The 18935-nt window shown below is 61.7% G+C and carries 16 protein-coding genes; 5 read left to right on the top strand and 11 right to left on the bottom strand.

The genetic code is table 11. The annotated features are described in order from the left end of the window. Positions 1 to 16 precede the first annotated feature (16 nt). The 5 genes from VMP31_RS20445 to VMP31_RS20425 form a co-directional block, all read right to left on the bottom strand. Positions 17 to 1021, bottom strand: coding sequence for a transporter (locus VMP31_RS20445; protein WP_414705480.1), 1005 nt, complete (start codon positions 1019 to 1021; stop codon positions 17 to 19). A 37-nt stretch (positions 1022 to 1058) separates the two neighbouring features. Continuing rightward, positions 1059 to 1820, bottom strand: a complete 762-nt coding sequence (locus tag VMP31_RS20440; protein WP_325509544.1) for a C39 family peptidase — start codon at positions 1818 to 1820, stop codon at positions 1059 to 1061. Positions 1821 to 1903: 83 nt separating this feature from the next. Further along, complete coding sequence (locus VMP31_RS20435; protein WP_325509543.1) at positions 1904 to 2347, bottom strand: DUF6160 family protein; 444 nt, start codon at positions 2345 to 2347, stop codon at positions 1904 to 1906. A 232-nt stretch (positions 2348 to 2579) separates the two neighbouring features. Further along, the gene (locus VMP31_RS20430; protein WP_325509542.1) at positions 2580 to 5303 is read right to left on the bottom strand and encodes a helix-turn-helix transcriptional regulator; all 2724 of its coding nucleotides are present in this window, start codon (positions 5301 to 5303) and stop codon (positions 2580 to 2582) included. Beyond that, on the bottom strand, positions 5300 to 8008 hold the full coding sequence (locus tag VMP31_RS20425) for a LuxR C-terminal-related transcriptional regulator (protein WP_325509541.1): 2709 nt from the start codon (positions 8006 to 8008) through the stop codon (positions 5300 to 5302). The genes VMP31_RS20430 and VMP31_RS20425 overlap by 4 nt, the downstream gene beginning before the upstream one ends. A gap of 164 nt (positions 8009 to 8172) precedes the next feature. Between VMP31_RS20425 and pabB the strand changes: the two genes are divergently transcribed. Further along, positions 8173 to 9522 carry an aminodeoxychorismate synthase component I gene (gene pabB / locus VMP31_RS20420; RefSeq protein WP_325509540.1) on the top strand — a complete coding sequence of 450 codons (1350 nt, stop codon included), beginning with the start codon at positions 8173 to 8175 and terminating at the stop codon, positions 9520 to 9522. A gap of 51 nt (positions 9523 to 9573) precedes the next feature. Here pabB and thrH read toward each other — a convergent pair whose 3' ends face one another. Continuing rightward, positions 9574 to 10191: a bifunctional phosphoserine phosphatase/homoserine phosphotransferase ThrH gene (thrH, locus tag VMP31_RS20415; RefSeq protein WP_325509539.1), complete on the bottom strand. Its 618-nt coding sequence runs from the start codon at positions 10189 to 10191 to the stop codon at positions 9574 to 9576. 188 nt (positions 10192 to 10379) lie between these two features. Between thrH and VMP31_RS20410 the strand changes: the two genes are divergently transcribed. Continuing rightward, the gene (locus VMP31_RS20410) at positions 10380 to 11114 is read left to right on the top strand and encodes a phosphoadenylyl-sulfate reductase (RefSeq protein ID WP_325509538.1); all 735 of its coding nucleotides are present in this window, start codon (positions 10380 to 10382) and stop codon (positions 11112 to 11114) included. A 66-nt stretch (positions 11115 to 11180) separates the two neighbouring features. On the opposite strand, the gene VMP31_RS20405 is transcribed toward VMP31_RS20410, so the two are convergent. Then, complete coding sequence (locus VMP31_RS20405; RefSeq protein WP_325509537.1) at positions 11181 to 11462, bottom strand: GNAT family N-acetyltransferase; 282 nt, start codon at positions 11460 to 11462, stop codon at positions 11181 to 11183. 122 nt (positions 11463 to 11584) lie between these two features. Then, a complete protein-coding gene (locus VMP31_RS20400; protein WP_325509536.1) occupies positions 11585 to 12961 on the bottom strand; it encodes a GntP family permease in 1377 nt (458 codons plus the stop codon). 311 nt (positions 12962 to 13272) lie between these two features. Here VMP31_RS20400 and oprI point away from each other — a divergent pair, with 311 nt between their 5' ends. Beyond that, complete coding sequence (gene oprI / locus VMP31_RS20395; RefSeq protein WP_090242095.1) at positions 13273 to 13524, top strand: outer membrane lipoprotei OprI; 252 nt, start codon at positions 13273 to 13275, stop codon at positions 13522 to 13524. Between the two features lie 187 nt (positions 13525 to 13711). Here oprI and VMP31_RS20390 read toward each other — a convergent pair whose 3' ends face one another. The 3 genes from VMP31_RS20390 to VMP31_RS20380 all read right to left on the bottom strand — a co-directional run bounded on the left by VMP31_RS20390 (position 13712) and on the right by VMP31_RS20380 (position 15683). Continuing rightward, on the bottom strand, positions 13712 to 14662 hold the full coding sequence (locus VMP31_RS20390) for a L,D-transpeptidase family protein (protein WP_325509535.1): 951 nt from the start codon (positions 14660 to 14662) through the stop codon (positions 13712 to 13714). 81 nt (positions 14663 to 14743) lie between these two features. Then, positions 14744 to 15019: a hypothetical protein gene (locus VMP31_RS20385; protein ID WP_325509534.1), complete on the bottom strand. Its 276-nt coding sequence runs from the start codon at positions 15017 to 15019 to the stop codon at positions 14744 to 14746. Between the two features lie 58 nt (positions 15020 to 15077). Continuing rightward, the gene (locus VMP31_RS20380; RefSeq protein ID WP_325509533.1) at positions 15078 to 15683 is read right to left on the bottom strand and encodes an arylesterase; all 606 of its coding nucleotides are present in this window, start codon (positions 15681 to 15683) and stop codon (positions 15078 to 15080) included. Positions 15684 to 15693: 10 nt separating this feature from the next. Here VMP31_RS20380 and VMP31_RS20375 point away from each other — a divergent pair, with 10 nt between their 5' ends. Together VMP31_RS20375 and VMP31_RS20370 are read left to right on the top strand one after the other, a co-directional pair. Next, positions 15694 to 16377, top strand: coding sequence for an ABC transporter ATP-binding protein (locus tag VMP31_RS20375; protein ID WP_325509532.1), 684 nt, complete (start codon positions 15694 to 15696; stop codon positions 16375 to 16377). Then, positions 16377 to 18881 carry an ABC transporter permease gene (locus VMP31_RS20370; RefSeq protein ID WP_325509531.1) on the top strand — a complete coding sequence of 835 codons (2505 nt, stop codon included), beginning with the start codon at positions 16377 to 16379 and terminating at the stop codon, positions 18879 to 18881. The genes VMP31_RS20375 and VMP31_RS20370 overlap by 1 nt, the downstream gene beginning before the upstream one ends. Positions 18882 to 18935 lie beyond the last annotated feature (54 nt).

Below are 18935 nucleotides of genomic sequence, written 5' to 3'. Positions count from 1 at the left end.
AGAAGCTCGCTCGCCGTTATTGGGCCTTCAGGCCTTTGATATCCAAAGGCATGGAGATGCCCAGCAGCACATCCGGCGAGTCTTCCGTCATGCCGAAGCCGGCGTTGACGTTGACGATATGATCGGGTGAAGTTCGCAGCCCCAGCGAGAAGTTCATCACCGCACTGGTCTGGCCACGGCCTTCTATGTCGCCGTCGGCGAAGCTGAAGCGCGGAGCCAGGGAATGGGACATCTGGTAGGACGTCGCAAGCGACACGTCATAGGACAGCGCGTAGGCGAAGCCCATGCTCAGCGAGAAGCTGGAGCCCGGGTCGACTTCCTCCAGCAAGCGCCCACCGCGCACCTGACTGATGCCCTTGATAGGCATGTTGTAGGTGTAACCCAGAGAGCCGAAGAGCACCACCGGGTCAATGACGTAGGACATATTGGCCCCGAAGCCGAGGCTGTAGGAACCACTGCCAGTAGCCAGATCGCTACGCGTATTGATGTCGTAGGGGCTGTCGCCGGTCGGCAGGCCGAGGCTGGCATACAGGGTGGTCACAGGTTTGCCGCGTGCGGCATTCCAAGGCTGCCAACGCAGACTGGCGGAGATATCGCCCAGGCTGTAGGCGTCCAGATCCCGCTCGGTGTCGTACTTGGCCACCAATGGCAGGCGCACGCTGAAGGTCAGGTTGTCCCAGACGCCATAGTCGAAGGTAAAGGAGTTGGTGAAGGTGTGCTGCGCCTCGCTCTGGCCGACCACGCTGAATACGTTATCGCCGGTACGCACGGTTTCGATCACGGTATCGCGCAGCAACGAGTAATCGAAACCATAGGTCAGGGTGCGTTCGCCCTTCTTCAGCAAGGTGTAGCTCTTCTCGGCAGCCTGGAAGACCTCTTCAAGCGCCTTGGCGCTGTCGGCATCATCTTCCTGCTTGCTCAAGGCATCGCGCGCCTGTTCAACCGAGGCCTCCTCGGCCGATGCCGCTGTACTGACAAGCGCTGTCAGCATGGCTAGCCATACACACCGCAAAACTCTCATGGCAGAGCCCCCAAATATTTATTGTTATGTCGGGCGATTACTTACGACGGATGTACTGTATATCGCCGCCGGAACCCAGCTCTGTGGCTTGGTTCTCGGTGAACTTGGTGATCTGTGGAAACTCGCGGAACGCCAGTAAGCTGATGGTGCGATCATCGATGATACGCAGGTCCTTCTCGCTCAAGGCCAGGGCATTCGGCGGTTCATTACCACTGGGAAAAATCACGAACAGCACGTTCTGATCCCAGATTTCCTCGAACCTACTGCGGGTAAAACTGATATTGCCCAGCGCCGGATCGGCGACGAACACATGATCATTGTAGACATCGCGCACCACCACGAAATGCTTGAAACCGGCATATTCGATGGGCACGATCGCCGGATGCTCAAGCTCATCCAGATCGCTGAAGGTCGCGCGAAAACCACCGCTGCGGTAACCGATCGCGGTGACAAAGCGCTTCATATCCAACAGGGAAAAACCGCGACGCTCGACGATCTTGTCGGCCTCGCCGAATTGCAGCAGCCCTTCCATCACCTGGCGCTCCTGCAGATTGCGGCCTAGGTAATAGTCCAGCAGCGTGGTCAACGCCGCAGAGCCACAGCTGTAGTCGTAGGCCTGACGAATCACGTTGCGAAATTGCAACTGGCTCATCGGTTCCAGCACCACCGACTCGCGCAACGAAGCATTGCCCCCCAGGGGCTGGCTGATATTCACCGTACCTGGAGCCTGCGGTTTGGTATCCACCGCTTCGGTAAAACCCCACACACCGATGAGACTGCCCAGCAGAATTTCGATCATGCGCCTGCTGTACTCCACTCAAGGGAAAGTCTTATCGACCTAAGTCGATAAGACTTTTGCAAAGCCTAAATCAGGGTCTGAACTCAGTGACCCCAGACCTTGACAGTGGTACCAGCCATGTTCAGGTCGCTGATGGCCAGGGAGCCGATGCTGGCGGCAGTGGTATCGCCGACCTTGATAGCACCAACGCTGAGCTGACCGGTGATGGTCGGCATGCTGATCTGCAATTGCTGAGTTGCCGTACCACCGATGTCGTTGGTCACCACGTCAACCATAACCGGAGCATCGTCAGCGATGTTGAAGCCGGTGAACGCGATGGTTTCCATACGCAGGGAACCGCCGCCGACGTCGCCGTCAGTGTAGACGATGCTGCCGATGGTGCCGTTGAAGTTACCGGAAATGCTGATGCCATCCTGACCAGTCACAGTCGCCAGAGCGCTGTCGTCCATCATTTGCAGGTCAGCTTGAGCCATAAACGGAACAGCCAGAACAGCGGCGGCCAGGGCCAGTTGCTTGAGGGTTTTCATTGTTATTCTCTCCACAGTTCACTAAAGGGTTGTCCCTGGCAGACTGCTTCGGACTCCTGTCCTTATCAGCCGGCGGCTCGCGCCGTTCACCAGGTCTGACACTGCTTCCATAGACGTGTCAGGCTTGGAATCGTGAAGCAGCATGCTTCTCGTCCTGGGGCTAAAATTACTGGGTCAGCTCCGCGATGGCAGCCCATCCAAGGGATGGAGCGCCGGCATCAGGCCAGCAACATCAAGCTTCACTCAATAACCCCAAGCTTTTGCCCTTTAATACGGCCTGAGTACGACTGCGCACGCCCAACTTGGCAAACAGGTTATGCAGATGCCATTTAATGGTGGCTTCCGAAAGATGCACGGCCTGAGCGATGTCGCGGTTCGACAAACCGGCGGCCACATAGCGCAAAATTTCCCGCTCTCTATGGCTAACATCTTGATTTTCATCGAAAGTTTCAAGATCAACGGCCAGGCGACTGCACTGCTCGCGAAGCTGCCCGACCAGGCCCTGCCATTCCCCCGCCAGTTCAGGCTCGGCACTTAGCCAGGCCTCGCAGAGCGGTAGCAGCCACAGGGCATCGTCGAGGAACATCCGGCGGTAACCGCTCTGCCAGGCGTCTTCCAGGGTCAACTTAAACAAGGCAAAGGCTTTTTCGCTGTTACCTTTGCGCCAGTACGCCACAGAAAGTAACAAGGACAAGCGCAGACGCCGATCGCGCTGATGCTCCGCCGTCTGTTTGGCCAGGCAGGCTTCCAGCGCCGCCTGGGCCTTGTCGGCTCGCCGCTCGGACAACGCCAGGCGCGCCTCGCTGAGCACCTGCACGGTTTCCACATCGCTGTAGCGAGCCGGCGGCAAGACCGCCAGATGGCGCTGCAGCTGCAGGCAGGTGCGTTCGGCCTCGTTCGGCCGACGTAACCACAGCAGAAACTGCACCTTGCAGCTCATGCCCATGGCGTATACCCGCTCATAGCCGGGGCCATGCAGGGTTTCCAGCCAGTCATCGAGTTCCAACAGCGCCGACTCGCCCTCCCCGGCGTAGAACCGCGCCCGGGCCATGACCAGCTTGCCGCGACTGATCAGTTCGATGGGGGTTGCCACATCACGCCAGGTGGTGGCCAGGGGCAACTCGGCGAGAACCGCCGCATGCCGATCCTGCTCGTAGAGCAGGTCGGCGTAAGCCAGTGCCAGAGGGCCGCCGACCCGGCTGTAGCGGCCAAACACCTGCTCGACCCGAGCCCGGGCGCTTTCAGCCAGCACTCGGCCCCGCTCCGGCTGACCCACTTCCTTGCAGATCAGCGCCTCGATCAGACTGACCACGACGTGCAGGTACTCGCTTTCCGCTTGCCGCAGGTTGTCACGGGCCACCGCAATCGACTTGGCCGCCTCGCCGTACTCGCCAAGCAAGGCGTAGGCCCCGGCCTGGATGCAGGACAGGCTAGCGCGAAACACCGGCTGGTTATCCGGCACCAGGGTCAGCCAGTGGCGAGCAACCTTCAGGCAACTTTCCAGCTTGTCCTGATACAGCAGCACCAGTGCCTTGAGCACCTGGGCTACCGCGAGCAACACCAGCAAGCCGAAGTGCATGGGTTTACTGCGCCCCTGCATCAGCCGAGTGCTGACCTCCTCGATCAGGGCCTCGGCTTCGGCATACTTCTGCTCGAAAGCCAGCTGCCAGGCATAAAAGATCTGAAACACCGGATGCTCGCGAATCACCTCGGCCGGCACATCCTTGAGTATCGCCAGGATGCCGTAGACCTGGTTATCGGCAATCAGGCTGGCCCCCTGACGCTCGAGCAGCTCGGCGGCAAATGCGTAGTCGCGGGCGCGCAGGGAATACTTGACGGATTTATGGGTCAGCTCATGGCTCTCGCACCAGCGGGCCGCAGCATGCAACAGATGAGTCGGGTCGCCGCTCTTGCTCAGGCGGCCCTGGAGGAACTCGGCAAACAGGTGGTGATAACGGAACCACTCGCCCTGTTCGTCCAGAGGGATGATAAACAGCTGCTCCATCTGCAAGCCCTGCAGCATTTGCCCGCCATCGACCCGGCCAGTCAGGGCATTGCATAACTCTGCATTGAACTCCTCAAGCACCGAGGTCTGCTCGAGAAAGTGCCGCTGTTCCTCAGGCAAGTGGTCGAGTACGTCCTCGGCCAGATAATCGGCGATATCGCGTTCGGTACCCGACAACCCGGCAAGCAGTTCGGGACGGCGCGGGTTACGCGCCAAGGCTAACGCCACCAGATGCAGAGCGGTGATCCAGCCTTCGGTACGGGCGTGCAGCAGGTCCAGTTCCTTACTACTCAACGGCAACTGCTTGAGTTCATGAAAATAGGCCTCGGTCTCCGCCCGGGTCAGACGTAGATCCTCGGCCCGCACCCAGAGCATCCAGGAGGCATTGACCGGCGGTTTGTCCACCGCTCGCGACTGGTAGCGGGTACTGCCAATCAGGTGCACATTGGCCGGCAGACGCTTGACGAAGTAGTTGACCAACGGCCCCAGCTCGGTATGACGGATTCGGTGAAAGTCGTCAAAAAGCAGGTACAGCTCGCCCTGCACCCGTTTCAGATCAGCAATAAAGGAATCGAGTAGCGCCTCGTTGGGCAGGCTGAGGTCATCGCGCAGCAGGCGCGCGGTGTGCTTGCCAAAGCCAGGCAGTTGCGCATCGATCGCGGCGATCAGGTAGCGCAACAGGCGTTGCGGTTCGCTGTCCGACTCGTCGCAAGACAGCCAGGCGACATGCGCCCCGGTCTCCAACAGACGCAGGCGGAACTGACTGAGTACGGTGCTCTTGCCGAAGCCGGCCGGCGCGCTCAGCAGAATAAGGCGCTGCCCGCGAGCACTGAACAAGCGATCAAGCAAGGCCGTACGGGCGAGCAATGGACGCCCTGAGGATTCAGCGGGAAACAGCTTGGTACGCAGTACAGGCAGCGCACGCGGGCGTGGCGGTGGTTGGCTGTTCATAAGAGACTCAGTTCGCGGGCACGACGGATGGCTTGCGTGCGATTACGCACCTTGAGCTTTTCATAAATATTATGCAGGTGCCATTTGACCGTTCCCAAGGCCAGGGAAAGCTGCTGGCCGATCTCGTCATTGGACATGCCCTGGGCCGCCAGGCAGATGACTTCACGCTCACGCTCGGTCAGCCCTTCTTCCAGCACATCCAGCGACTGACGCCCACCCTGCCCCGGCCAGCTGGCCAGCAGGCTGCGGATAAACCCCTGCAGTGCCGGTTGTCGCTCAGCTGCCTCGAGTTGCTGGAGCAGCAGGCGGATGGCCTCACCTTCCTCGATAAACAGGCTGCGCACCCCTTCGCGCTCGGCACCGATCAGGCATTGCACCAGCAGGCTCTGGGCCCGTTCCTGATAGCCCAGACGCTGGTAGCTGAGGGCCGCCAGCAGGTCCAGGCGCAGACGTTGCAGGCCATGCCAGTTATCCAGCAACAGACTGCGCAGCTGGGTGATTTCATGCAGGGCTTCGCTGTAATGGCCACGGGCCTGCTGCAGACGGATACGGGTCAACCCGCGCACCCAGAGCACCGGATTGAAGCGCATATGCTGGTAGTGTTCGGCCAGTTTGCTCCAGTCGACACTCTTGAGTCGCTGCTCGGCACGCTTGAGTCGATCAGCCGCCGGCTCCTGGAGGATCTGCGCGACTTCGTCAGCTACGGCCTGGGCATAGAAGCGCCAGGACTGGTTGCGCGCCGACAGGTTCTGCATCAGCACCAGGCTGGCATAGGCCTCTTTCGGGTTGCCCTGCAGCCGCTGCACATGGGCCATGCACAGCATGCCCTGGGCGTACAGGTCGATGGGGTTGATCACATCGACGGTGGCCAGAGCCCAACGTAGGCGTTCTTCGATGCCCTCCAGCCGCCCCTGGTTATAGGCGATCAGGGTTTCGGTAATGGTCGGCAGCGCCAATGCTCTGGAGCGCTCCGCGAACCAGGGGATGACCCGCGCGCGCAACTGCGCGAAGAGCAGTTCCGCCTGGCGGATCTGCCCCTGCTCCAGGCACAGCAGCACCTCGATATTGGCCAGCTGCATATCCAGGTAACGGCCTTCGAGAAAGTGATTGCGCTGCTGGGCCATGGCCAGCAAACGCTTGGCCGGCTCTGGTTGACCGATCATCACATTGGCCAGGGCCCCGATGATCAGCATCGCCACTTCGAGAAAGGCCGCGTGCTGGCCCAGCTGCACTTCCACTCGCCGCGCCAGCGTGATGCAGGTCTGCAGGTCATCCTTCTGCAAGGCGATAACCGCCTTGATCGTCAGCGTGGCCAGCAACTTTTCGCTCAACGGGCCGCTGGTCTTGGCCTCGCCCCAGCGCTGCAACAGCTCATCAAGCATGCGGTTGGCTTCGCTCAGGCCCAGCTCGGCGGCGCGGGTCCAGACATCGGCCAGCACCAATACCGGGAAGCGCTCGGCAATCTCATCGGGAACCTGCTGGCGCCACTTGTAGATCCGGTTGAGCTGGCCGCGGTTGATCAGCTCCAGGCCGCAGCCATCAACCAGTGCCGCGAGCATTTCCGGATCCTCGGCCAGGCAGGCATGTTCGATGGCCAGGTTCTGCATATGGTGGTTGGTAAACCACAGGCTGGCATTGAAATGCAGCTGCTTGAAACGCTCAGGGTCGCGTTCCTTGAGCCGCGCCCGGAGGAATTCGGCAAACAGGTTATGGAAGCGATACCACTGCCGCTCGCGATCCAGGGGCAATAGAAACAGCTGCATGGCCTCCAGCTCTTCAAGCAGTTGCTGGCCATCCTGGCGTCCGGTCAGGGCATTGGTCAGATCGCCGCTCAGCTGTTGCGCCACCCCGATGGCCAGCAGTAGCTCCTGCTTGTCCGCTGGCAATTGCTCGAACACGCTGCGCAGCAGATAGGCCCCCACCGCCGCCTGGTCGGTGCCCATCTCGGCGATCTGTACGCTGTCCTGGGGCTGATGGCGCAACCAGAGGCTGGCCAGGTGGATACCGACCATCCAGCCCTCGGTCTGGTTGTACAGGGCATTGAAAGCCACCGCGTCCAGGTGCAGGCCGCTGCGCTCCAGGTAGGTGCGGGTTTCCGCCTTGCTCAGACGCAACTCCTGCTCGCCGATCTCCACCAGCAGGCCCTTGGCGCGCAAGGTAGCCAGGTTGAGGGCCGGTTGCGAACGGCTGCCGATGGCCAGGGTTAATGCCGCCGGGGCGAACTTGATCAGGCGATTGAGCGCCGCCAGCAACTCGCGATCCTGAATCAGATGCAAGTCATCGAGCACCAGCAGCAGCGGCTGCTCCAGCTGCGCCAGGTCCGCCAGCAGGCTTTCCATCACCGCTGAGACAGGCACCCGCATGGTGTTCTGCAAATAGGCCTGCGCCTCGCTGCCCAGCCCCGGCACCAGCGGCGCAAGGGCCTCCACCAGTTGCTGCAGAAAACGCCAAGGCTCGTCATCGCCTGGGCCCAGCGACAGCCAGGCCACGGCACTTCCCGCCTCGCCCCGAGCCCTGGCCAGGGCAGCCAGGGCAGCGGTCTTGCCAAACCCTGCCGGAGCCGCCAACAACAGCACGCGGGCATGGGCGTTGGCAGACAGCGCTGCTTCCAGCTGCGGCCTGATCAGGTATTCGCCTGACGCTTGCGGTGGTATCAATTTGGAGCGCAGAAGGCTACCAGCGGCTGGATCTTTGACTTCATCCATGGCCTTTATCCCGTATTGATTATTTTTTTGAACAGCCTGTCGAATATCCGGGAGCCTCAGCATACTAATGAGCCAAAGCATCCCGAGTAAACCCATGCACAAGCTCTAGGATGAATGTTGGCGACGTTCTACAATCGGCGTCCGCGCTTGTATGAAAGCCTCGCATGCCTACTTGTCTTGTACAGAACCTGCCCTATCGAGCTGACCCTGCCGGTTATTTCAGCGCCGTCGCCCACGCCCCCGGCGCGGTGCTACTGGATGCTGGGCATCCGACCGCGCAGCGTGGACGCTATGACCTTATTAGCGCCTGGCCATTGGCAGAACTGGCACCGCTGCATGACGAAGCGGCCAACGACTTCCTGCAGCGCTTGCGCAGCAGCCTTTCCAGCCTCGGACCGGCTGAAGCGCCCGCAGACAATCCACTGCCTTTCGTCGGCGGCCTGATCGGCTACCTCGGCTACGACTTCGGCCGCCGCCTGGAACAGCTGCCGGCACAGGCCGTCGATGATCTGCACCTCAGTGATGCGCGCTTCGGCCTGTACGCCTGGGCCTTGGTCAGCGATCACCAGCGCCAACGTACCCAGCTGATCTTCCATCCGGGCCTGGCGAGCGCCGAGCGCGAGCGCTTGCTTGATCTGTTCAGTGTAGTGACTGATTCGACAGAGGAACCTTTTCATCTGCTTGGCACATTTCAGGCCGATATCGATCAGCACGCCTATCGCCAGGCGTTCGAGCGCATTCAGGGCTATATCCAGGCCGGCGACTGCTATCAGGTGAATTTGGCCCAGCGTTTTCGCGCCCGCTACCAGGGCTCGCCCTGGACGGCCTACCAGGCCCTGCGAGCAGCCTGCCCGACGCCCTTCTCCGGCTATCTGAGCCTGCCCGAGCAGGGCGCGATCATCAGCCTGTCCCCAGAGCGTTTTATGCGCATCAGCCAGGGCCAGGTGGAAACCCGACCGATCAAGGGCACCCGCCCCCGCGACAGCGACCCGCGCCTGGACGCCGCCCAGGCCGCCGCCCTGCTCGACAGCCTCAAGGACCGCGCGGAAAACCTGATGATCGTCGACCTGCTGCGCAACGACCTGGGCCGCAGCTGCCGGATCGGCTCGGTCAAGGTACCGGAACTCTTCGCTCTGGAAAGCTACCCCAACGTCCATCACCTGGTCAGTGCGGTAACCGGCGAGCTGGCCGCGGACAAGGATGCCCTGGACCTGATCGCCGGCAGCTTTCCCGGCGGCTCGATCACCGGCGCGCCGAAAATCCGCGCCATGCAAATCATCGATGAGCTGGAACCGACCCGCCGCGCCCTCTATTGCGGCTCGCTGCTGTACCTGGACGTGCGCGGGGAAATGGACAGTTCGATCGCCATCCGCAGCCTGCTGGCCAAGGACGGCCAGATCAGTTGCTGGGGCGGCGGCGGTATAGTCGCCGACTCCAACTGGCAGGCCGAATACCAGGAGTCCATCACCAAGGTGAAGGTCCTGCTCGACACCCTGGAACAGTTCTGCGCCTAACGAAAAAGGCCCGCGTCATGACAATGCGGGCCTTTCGAGGCAGTGCGGCGCTTACAGGCTCAGAGTGCGATTCGAAGCCTTGAGAAACTCCTGCTTGAGGTCCTCATAGGTATGCACCGCCGGGAACTGCGGGAACTCGCGGATTACGTTGTCCGGGGCATGGAACAGGATGCCGGCATGGGCCTCGCTGAGCATGGTGGTGTCGTTGTACGAGTCGCCAGCGGCGATCACCCGGTAGTAAAGGCTCTTGAAGGCGATAACCGACTGACGCTTGGGGTCTTTCTGGCGCAGCTGGTAGCTCACCACACGGTCAGTCTCGTCGGTGATCAGCTTGTGGCACAGCAGAGTCGGGAAGCCCAGCTGGCGCATCAGCGGCTGGGAAAACTCGTAGAAGGTGTCGGAGAGGATCACCACCTGGAAGCGCTCGCGCAGCCAGTCGACGAATTCCACCGCCCCCTCCAGCGGCTTGAGGGTGGCGATCACTTCCTGAATGTCCGCCAGCTTCAAGCCGTGCTCATCGAGAATGCGCAGACGTTGCTGCATCAGCACGTCGTAGTCCGGAATATCCCGGGTGGTCGCTTTCAGCGATTCGATGCCAGTTTTTTCCGCGAAGGCGATCCAGATTTCCGGAACCAACACGCCTTCCAGGTCGAGACAAGCGATTTCCACAGGACACTCCTAGCTTGGGCTTATATAAGAAGGCGGCACTCTAGCGGCTCGCCGGAGGCTGTGCAACGCAGCGCTTATACCCAAAACACAGCTCACCCAAGGTACTTCGTTATTTAGACGTATAACCCGCGTTTGCTACCATCGCCCCCACAAGACGCTCGACGTCACCATAATCAGGAATTCAGCCGATGAGCCACCCCTTCGATGCAGCCGAACTGGCGACGACTTACGCCAACAAGTCGCCCCAGGACATTCTCAAACTCGCCTTCGAACATTTTGGCGACGAGCTGTGGATTTCTTTCAGCGGTGCCGAAGACGTGGTGCTGCTGGACATGGCCTGGAAACTCAACAAGAACGTCAAAGTGTTCAGCCTGGACACCGGCCGTCTGCACCCCGAGACCTACCGCTTTATCGACCAGGTGCGCGAGCACTACGGCATTGCCATCGAAGTGCTCAGCCCCGAGGCAGCGGCATTGCAGGCAATGGTCAAGGAGAAGGGCCTGTTTAGCTTCTACAAGGATGGCCACGGCGAATGCTGCGGCATCCGCAAGACCGCGCCGCTGCGCCGCAAGCTGGCCACGGTCAAGGCCTGGGCCACCGGCCAGCGCCGCGACCAGAGCCCGGGCACACGCAGCCAGGTGGCCGTGGTGGAACTGGATGCCGCCTTCTCCACCCCGGAAAACACCCTGTACAAGTTCAACCCCCTGGCGCAGATGAGCAGCGAAGACGTCTGGGCCTATATCCGCATGCTGGAAATCCCCTACAACAGCCTGCATGAGCGTGGCTTTATCAGCATCGGTTGCGAGCCCTGCACCCGCCCGGTACTGCCCAACCAGCATGAGCGCGAGGGGCGCTGGTGGTGGGAGGAAGCCACCCAGAAGGAATGCGGCCTGCATGCCGGCAACCTGATCAGCAAAGGCTGAGCAACTGCCAGGGTCAAAAAAAATGCCAGTCATGATGGCTGGCATTTTTTATCGGTCCGCGCCTGCTCAGCTGACGCTGGTCTGCCGCTGTCGGCGCAGCATATAGCGCTCCACATAGGAGCACGAAGGAATCACCGTGTAGCCCAGACGCTCGGCATACTGCAGGGCATGCTCGGTAAGGGCCGCCGCAATGCCACGCCCGCGCAGGCTGTTCGGCACAAAGGTGCGATAGATATCCAGAGTCTGCTTACCCAGGTCCATATAGGCCAGGTAGGCGCGATCACCATCCACTGTGGTCTCGAACTGATGACCGATCAGGTCATGGTGAATGGACAACGCCTCGCTCATTGCAACTCCTCTGAAAAATCATCTACCGCCGACGGCCGCCTCACTGATCGCGCAACCACCTTGCCCCGGCAAGAGCCCGAGCTTATCAGGCCATCGAAAAATCGGCCACGCGAATCAACAGCTTAGAGCAAACTCAGAACCGCGATACAGGCCAGCACGGCGACCACCGGAATCAGCACTGTCACCATAAAGATGTCCTTGTAGGCCTGTTTGTGGGTCAAGCCCATGATCATCAGCATGGCAATCACTGCGCCGCAATGCGGCAGAGAGTCCAGCCCGCCCGCCGCGATATTGGCAATCCGGTGCAGCACTTCCGGCTCGACCCCCATCTCCAGGTACTTGGGTGCCAGGGTCTGCATAAATATCTGCAAACCGCCCGACGAGGACCCGACAATCCCGGAAACCACGCTGACCGAAGCAAAGATCGACAGCAGTGGTGGCAGGTCCACCGCCAGAATCCACTGGGAAAACTGCGCAAAGCCTGCGGTTTGGGTCACCACCCCACCGAAACCGATCACCGCCGCCGTATTGAGCAGCGGCATGATGGCATCGTCCGCACCCTGCCCCAGTACGTTCATGGTGTTACGCCGCAAGCCCGGGAACAGGGCAATGGCGACGCCTGTGGCGATGACCAGGGCCAGGCTCGGCCATAGAATCGGCTGTTGCTGGCTGAAACCGACAAACGCCCCCAGGCTGCCCTGCCCCGCGACGACCACACCGCTCAACAGCAGCAGGCGTGGCAGCAGAATAATCCCCAGCACCACCAGAATAGGCACCAACGCCACACCCCAACGCGGCCCTGAGCCCGGAGTGCCGGCCAGTTGTTCCATGCGCAGGTCCTGCGCATTGGCCTCGAAGCCCTCACCCCGCTCACGGGCCAGACGCCACTCGCGCTGCACATAGGCCATGCCCAGCACGATCATCAGTGCACTGGCGAACAGGCCTATCCAGGCTCCGGCAAACAGATCGGTGCCCAGCGCACTGGCGGCAATCACGTTATGAATGGAGGGCGAACCGGGCAAAGCGGTCATGGTGAAGGTCCCCGCCCCCAGAGCGGTGGCGGCGCAGAACAGCCGCTTGGGCAGATTAGCATCGCGCATCATGCTGATGCCTAGGGGGTACATGGTGAAGATCACCACGAAAACCACCACACCGCCGTAGGTCAACACTGCACACACCAGCATGGCGACCCAGAGGGTGCGCTGGGTGCCCAGACTGCTGGTGATTGCCTGGGCGATACTGCTGGCCGCCTGGCTAGCCGCCATGACCTTGCCAAAGATGGCACCGCAGAGGAACAGGACAAAGAACTTACCGGCAAAGGTGAACGCGCCCAGAGGGCCGAAGGGGAAATACTCGAGCAATGCCTGGGAAAGCACAAGGCCATTACTCAAGGCCACCACCAGAGCACACAACAGGGCCGCAATAAATATATTGACGCCCCGCAGCGCCATAAAGATCAGCAATGCCAAGCCGGCAAACAAGCCCATATTCCCCAACATCATCCAGCTCCCTCTATTTGTAATCGGATAACTTTAGCCGAGCAGCATAACCACTGGCCCGCACAGTGCAACGGCGCGTCCACTTATAGCAATAAAACCGCCGCGGTTGGATAGCGCCCGAGAGACTTGTATATTTTTTAATCAGCCGGCTTCGATGTATTGGCTAAAGGCTGCACTTGCATGAAAAAAATATGCGCTGTACGTCCTGCCTCCGTTTACTTACTACGGGTTACAGGTAGTATGTACGCCGGCTAATTTCCTAGTATCAGGAAATTGCTTTTATGGAAAAACTCCACCTCAAGGGGAACACGATGAACAACGTTCTGAAATTCTCTGCTCTGGCATTGGCCGCAGTTCTGGCTACCGGTTGCAGCAGCATGTCCAAAGAAACTGAAGCTCGTCTGACTGCAACTGAAGATGCAGCCGCTCGCGCTCAAGCCCGTGCCGACGAAGCCTATCGCAAGGCCGATGACGCTATGGCCGCTGCTCAGAAGGCTCAGCAAACTGCTGACGAAGCCAATGAGCGCGCTCTGCGTATGCTGGAAAAAGCCAGCCGCAAGTAATAGCCCCTTAAAGGCTATGACAAGCCGACCCGGATTCCGGGTCGGCTTTTTTATTGCCCAAGATTATCCAGTCCCTCCCAACGATGATAAAAGCCCCGCCCCGCAAAGCCGCAACTCACGCCCGGGCAAAAGGCAATAAAAAACCCGTCAGCGCAGGGCATGACGGGTTATTGCAGCAACCCCTCAGTCAGAGGCTGGAGGCACTGACCAGAGCCTGATCAGGCTGAGCTATTTCAATCGGCAAGCCATCTTCGGCCGCCACCACTTCACGCAGCATCTCCCAGTCCAGACGCACGCCGGCGAAGGCCTCGTTCTGCAGCAGTGCATTAATAACGGCCGTATGTTTATCCACGACCGATGCATCGCCGATATCGCTAAGCGGCGCATGGGCCTCGAGGTAGACCTTGCCGTCACTGCGGCCGAACTTGTATGGCTCATTGATGATGCGCACCGAAGTACCGACGGACACCATGCTGGCCAGCTTCAGGACGTTATGGTTAAGCATGCGGAAACATCCATGGCTGACGCGCATGCCAATACCGAACTTCTTGTTCGAACCGTGGATCAAGTAACCCGGTACAGAAAGACCCATCTTGTAGGGGCCCAGTGGGTTGTCCGGACCAGGCGGCACATAACTGGGCAGCGGGTCGCCATCGGCGGCATGTTCTTCACGGATCGATTGGGGCGGGTACCAGCCCGGATTGGGCGTTTTCGCCGTGATGCGGGCGTTGGCAACCGGCGAACTCCAGCCCTCGCGACCGATACCCAACGGGTAGGTGTACACCACATCGCGGTTTTTCGGGTAGTAATAGAGGCGATATTCGGCAAGGTTGATCACGATGCCTTCGCGCGGCCCGGGCGGCAGAATAAAGCGCGTAGGCAGAATCACTTCGGTGCCCTCACCAGGCAACCAGGGGTCGACCCCAGGGTTGGCCACGACCATTTCCAGATAGCCCAGATCGTTGGCCGACCCCAGGTCGGCAAAGGTGTCTTCGTATTTGGCCTGAACTACCTGTACCTGGCCGACGATGTCGTCGCCGGGCGGCGGCAGAGGCAGCTCTAGGGCCGCGGCAGAGCCTGCCACGAACAGCGCGGAGAGAGACAGGCAACGGCTGACGGTAAAAGCACGCGACAACATCCGGAAATCCTTGACAAGAATGACAGACAATTTTGCTTGGAGATTGTACACCCAGGTTGCACAGCACGGGAGGCCTGACCCTCAAGGTAGCGGCAGGCGCTCCCCGCGTCGCTGCGCGTCCAGGGTGGCTCGACAGGCCGGGCACAGGCGCTTGTCGCGCAGCATGGCCTTGTCCAGGTCGCGCCACACCGGCTGAGCCGGCAGCAGGCCACCGCACAGGGTGCGGTCGGCCGAGCTGCCCAGCTCGAGCTGACGCGCCAGCAAATGCACACGCACTTCACGGCAGGCGAACAGATCGAGCTGATCGCCAGGTTCGATCAGTTGGTAGGCATGCAAGGACCAGGCAGGGCGCGGCATTGAGGGCTCCAGTGCGGGGCCGCCACATTAGCCGAAAGGCCGAGCGCAGAAAAGCCTGTCAGAGCAAAGGTTTCAGGGTCGGCCAGAGATTTTCCAGAAGCACCGGCTGAGCCTGAGCGGTGGGATGAAGACCATCGGCCTGCATCATTCCCGGCACACCGCCGACCCCCTCAAGGAAGAACGGCACGAGAGGGATCTGCTGCTCTTCTGCCAGGCTGCTGAACACCTCGGCAAAGGCCGTGGTGTAACGCGCGCCGTAATTAGGTGGCAGCAACATGCCCAGCACCACCACCTGCGCACCACTGTCGCGGGACGCTTCGACCATCGCGGCAAGATTCTGTTGCAATTGCGCAGGGGGCAGACCGCGCAGCCCATCGTTGCCGCCCAGCTCGATAATCACCAGGTTTGGCTGGTGCTCGGCCAGTAGCCGAGGCAGCCGCGCGGCCCCGCCTGCACTGGTGTCGCCACTGATTGAGGCATTCACCACGCGGTACTCGAAGCCCTGCTCGGCGAGGCGTTTTTCCAGCAGACTGACCCAGCCCTGGCGGGTATCCAGGCCAAAAGCTGCGCTGATACTATCGCCCACCACCAGCACGGTATCTGCCAGGGCGGCCTGCCCCCATACCATCAGGCCGAAGGCAGCACTGATCAACCATGCACGCATTGGATTCTCCATGAGCTCAAGTATTCTCACCGCGCGAAACCTTAGCAAAGTGGTTGCCAGCGCGGAAGGCGAGTTAACCATACTCCACGATCTCTCGCTGACCCTGAATTCAGGCGACAGCCTGGCGATTGTCGGCAGCTCCGGCTCCGGCAAATCGACCCTACTGGGCCTGCTCGCTGGCCTCGACCTGCCGAGCCAGGGCAGCGTGCAGCTGGCCGGACACGACCTGGGCCAGCTCGACGAGGATCAACGCGCCCGGGTACGGGCCGAGCACGTGGGGTTCGTCTTTCAGTCCTTCCAGCTGCTCGACAGCCTCAATGCCCTGGAAAACGTCATGCTGCCGCTGGAACTGGAAGGCAAGGCCGATGCCCGCCAGCGTGCCCGCGCCCTGCTCGACCGGGTCGGCCTGGGACAGCGCCTGACCCACTACCCTCGCCAGCTTTCCGGTGGCGAACAGCAGCGCGTGGCCATCGCCCGGGCCTTTGCTGCCGAACCGGCGGTGCTGTTTGCCGACGAGCCCACCGGCAACCTCGACAGCCATACCGGCGAGCGCATCAGCGACCTGCTTTTCGAACTGAACAAGGAACGCGGCGCGACCCTGGTTCTGGTTAGCCATGACGAACGCCTGGCACACCGCTGCCGACGTCTGATTCGCCTGGAAGGCGGCCGTCTGGTCGACCACGTGGAACCCTGATGAAGCAGCTTCCTTTTACCCGCTTACTGGCGCTGGCCAGCCGTCAGTTGCTGCGCGATGCCCGCGCCGGCGAGTTGCGCGTGCTGTTCTTCGCCCTGCTGATCGCCGTGGCGGCCAGCACCGCCATCGGCTACTTCAGCGCCCGCCTGAACGACGGCATGCTGCTGCGCGCCACCGAATTCCTCGCCGCCGACCTGCGCCTGACCGGCAGCTCGCCACCGCCTCAGCAGCAGATCGACACAGGCAAACAACTGGGGCTCGATCATGCCCGGCTGGTCGAGTTTTCCAGCGTGGTGGCCAGCGACGCCGGCATTCAGCTGGCCAGCGTCAAGGCCGCCGATAGCGCCTATCCCCTGCGCGGCGAACTGAAGAGCGCCGCAGCCCTGTACGAAGCAGAACAGTCCGGGCTTGGCCCGCAACCGGGCGAAGCCTGGGCCGAGGCACGGCTGTTTGTCGCCCTCGACCTGAAACCCGGCGACGAGATCGACGTCGGCAGCAAAACCCTGCGCCTGACCCGGGTGCTGACCTTTCTCCCCGACGAGGCCGGCGATTTCTACAGCCTTACCCCTCATCTATTGATGCACCTCGACGACCTGGCCGCCACCGCCGTGGTGCAGCCCGGCAGCCGGGTGCGCTACCAGGAACTCTGGCGCGGTTCGGCCGAGGCACTGACCGACTACCGCCAGGCCATCAACCCGACGCTGGAAGCCAACCAGCGCCTGGAGGATGCCAAAGATGGCAATCGCCAGGTGGGCAACGCCCTGGGCCGCGCCGAACGCTACCTGAACCTGGCCAGCCTGGCCGCCGTGCTCCTGGCCGGGGTGGCCGTGGCACTGTCAGCGGCACGTTTCGCCGCCCGCCGTTTTGATGCCAGCGCCCTGTTGCGTTGCCTGGGGCTGTCGCGCAACCAGGCCCTGGGCCTGTTCAGCCTGCAACTGGCACTGCTTGGCATCAGCGCCAGCCTGGTCGGAGCCCTGCTCGGCTGGCTGGCCCAGCAGGCACTGTTCAGCCTGCTGCACGACCTATTACCGGCGCAGATTCCTCCCGGTGGCCTGTGGCCGGCCATCGCTGGCATGGCCACCGGCCTGGTAGCACTGGCCGGTTTTGCCCTGCCGCCGTTGGCCGCCCTGGGCCGCGTACCGCCGTTGCGGGTGCTGCGCCGCGATCTGCTGCCGGTGCCGGCCAGTTCCTGGCTGGTCTACGGTGCCGCCCTACTGGCTCTGGGTCTGATCATGTGGCGCTTGAGCCTGGACCTGCAGCTGACCCTGGCCCTGCTTGGCGGCGGCCTGATCACCGCGCTGCTGCTCGGTGGCCTGCTGTTGCTTGGCCTGCAAAGCCTGCGTCGGCTATTGGCCAGTGCCGCCCTGCCCTGGCGGCTAGGGCTGGGCCAACTGCTACGCCACCCCCTGGCCGCGGCCGGGCAATCCCTGGCCTTTGGCCTGATCATCCTGGCCATGGCCCTGATCGCCCTGCTGCGCGGCGAACTTCTGGACACCTGGCAGAACCAGCTCCCGGCGCAAGCCCCCAACCACTTCGCCCTGAATATCCTGCCGGCCGAGCAGGAAGCCTTCGCCGCTCGCCTGGCCGAGCTTTCGCCCCATCCAGCACCGCTGTTCCCGGTGGTGCCGGGGCGGCTGATCATGATCAACGACGAACCGGTGCGGCAGATCGTCAGCAAGGAATCCCAGGGCGAGCGCGCCATTCGCCGCGATCTCAGCCTGACCTGGGCAGCCGACTTGCCAGCGGACAACCAGCTGATCGCCGGCAGTTGGTGGAACAATGACAGTGCCAGCGAACTGCCCGGGGTTTCGGTGGAGTCCGAGCTGGCCGAGAGCCTCAAACTCAAGCTTGGCGACCGCTTGCGCTTCAGCATCGGTGGCCTCGAACGCGAGGCCCAGGTCAGCAGCCTGCGCGAGGTCGACTGGAACAACTTCCAGCCCAACTTCTATATGATTTTCCAGCCAGGCACCCTGCAGGACCTGCCGGTCACCTACCTGACCAGCTTCTATCTGCCGCCGCAATTCGAACGGCAGCTGGTCGAGCTGTCCCGCGCCTTTCCGGCAGTCACCCTGCTGCAGGTCGAAGCCTTGCTGGCCCAACTGCGCAGCATCCTCGCCCAGGTCACCCTGGCCATCGAGTTCGTCCTGCTGTTCGTCCTTGCCGCCGGTCTGGCCGTGCTGTTCGCCGGCTTGCAGGCCACCCTGGATGAACGCATTCGCCAGGGAGCCCTGCTGCGTGCACTGGGGGCCGAGCGCCGGTTGCTGGTCAAGGCCAGGCGCGCCGAGTTCGGCCTGCTTGGCGCATCCAGCGGCCTGCTGGCGGCATTCGGCTGCGAACTGATTAGCTTTCTGCTCTATCGCTACGCCTTCGACCTGGTCTGGCAACCGCATCCATGGCTGCTACTGCTGCCGCTGATCGGGGCCCTGCTGGTGGGCGCAGCCGGAGTACTCGGCACCCGCCGCGCCTTGAATATCAGCCCGCTGACGGTGCTGCGCGAGGGCTGATAGACTCGCCCATCCTTCGCCAGCCGTCTGAGAGCCTGTTCAATGTCTTGCGAG

The organism is Pseudomonas sp., assembly GCF_035512415.1.
Taxonomy (GTDB): Bacteria; Pseudomonadota; Gammaproteobacteria; order Pseudomonadales; family Pseudomonadaceae; genus Aquipseudomonas.
The sequence above is the reverse complement of the archived record's forward strand: the minus strand, read 5'-3'. Positions and strand labels throughout refer to the sequence as shown.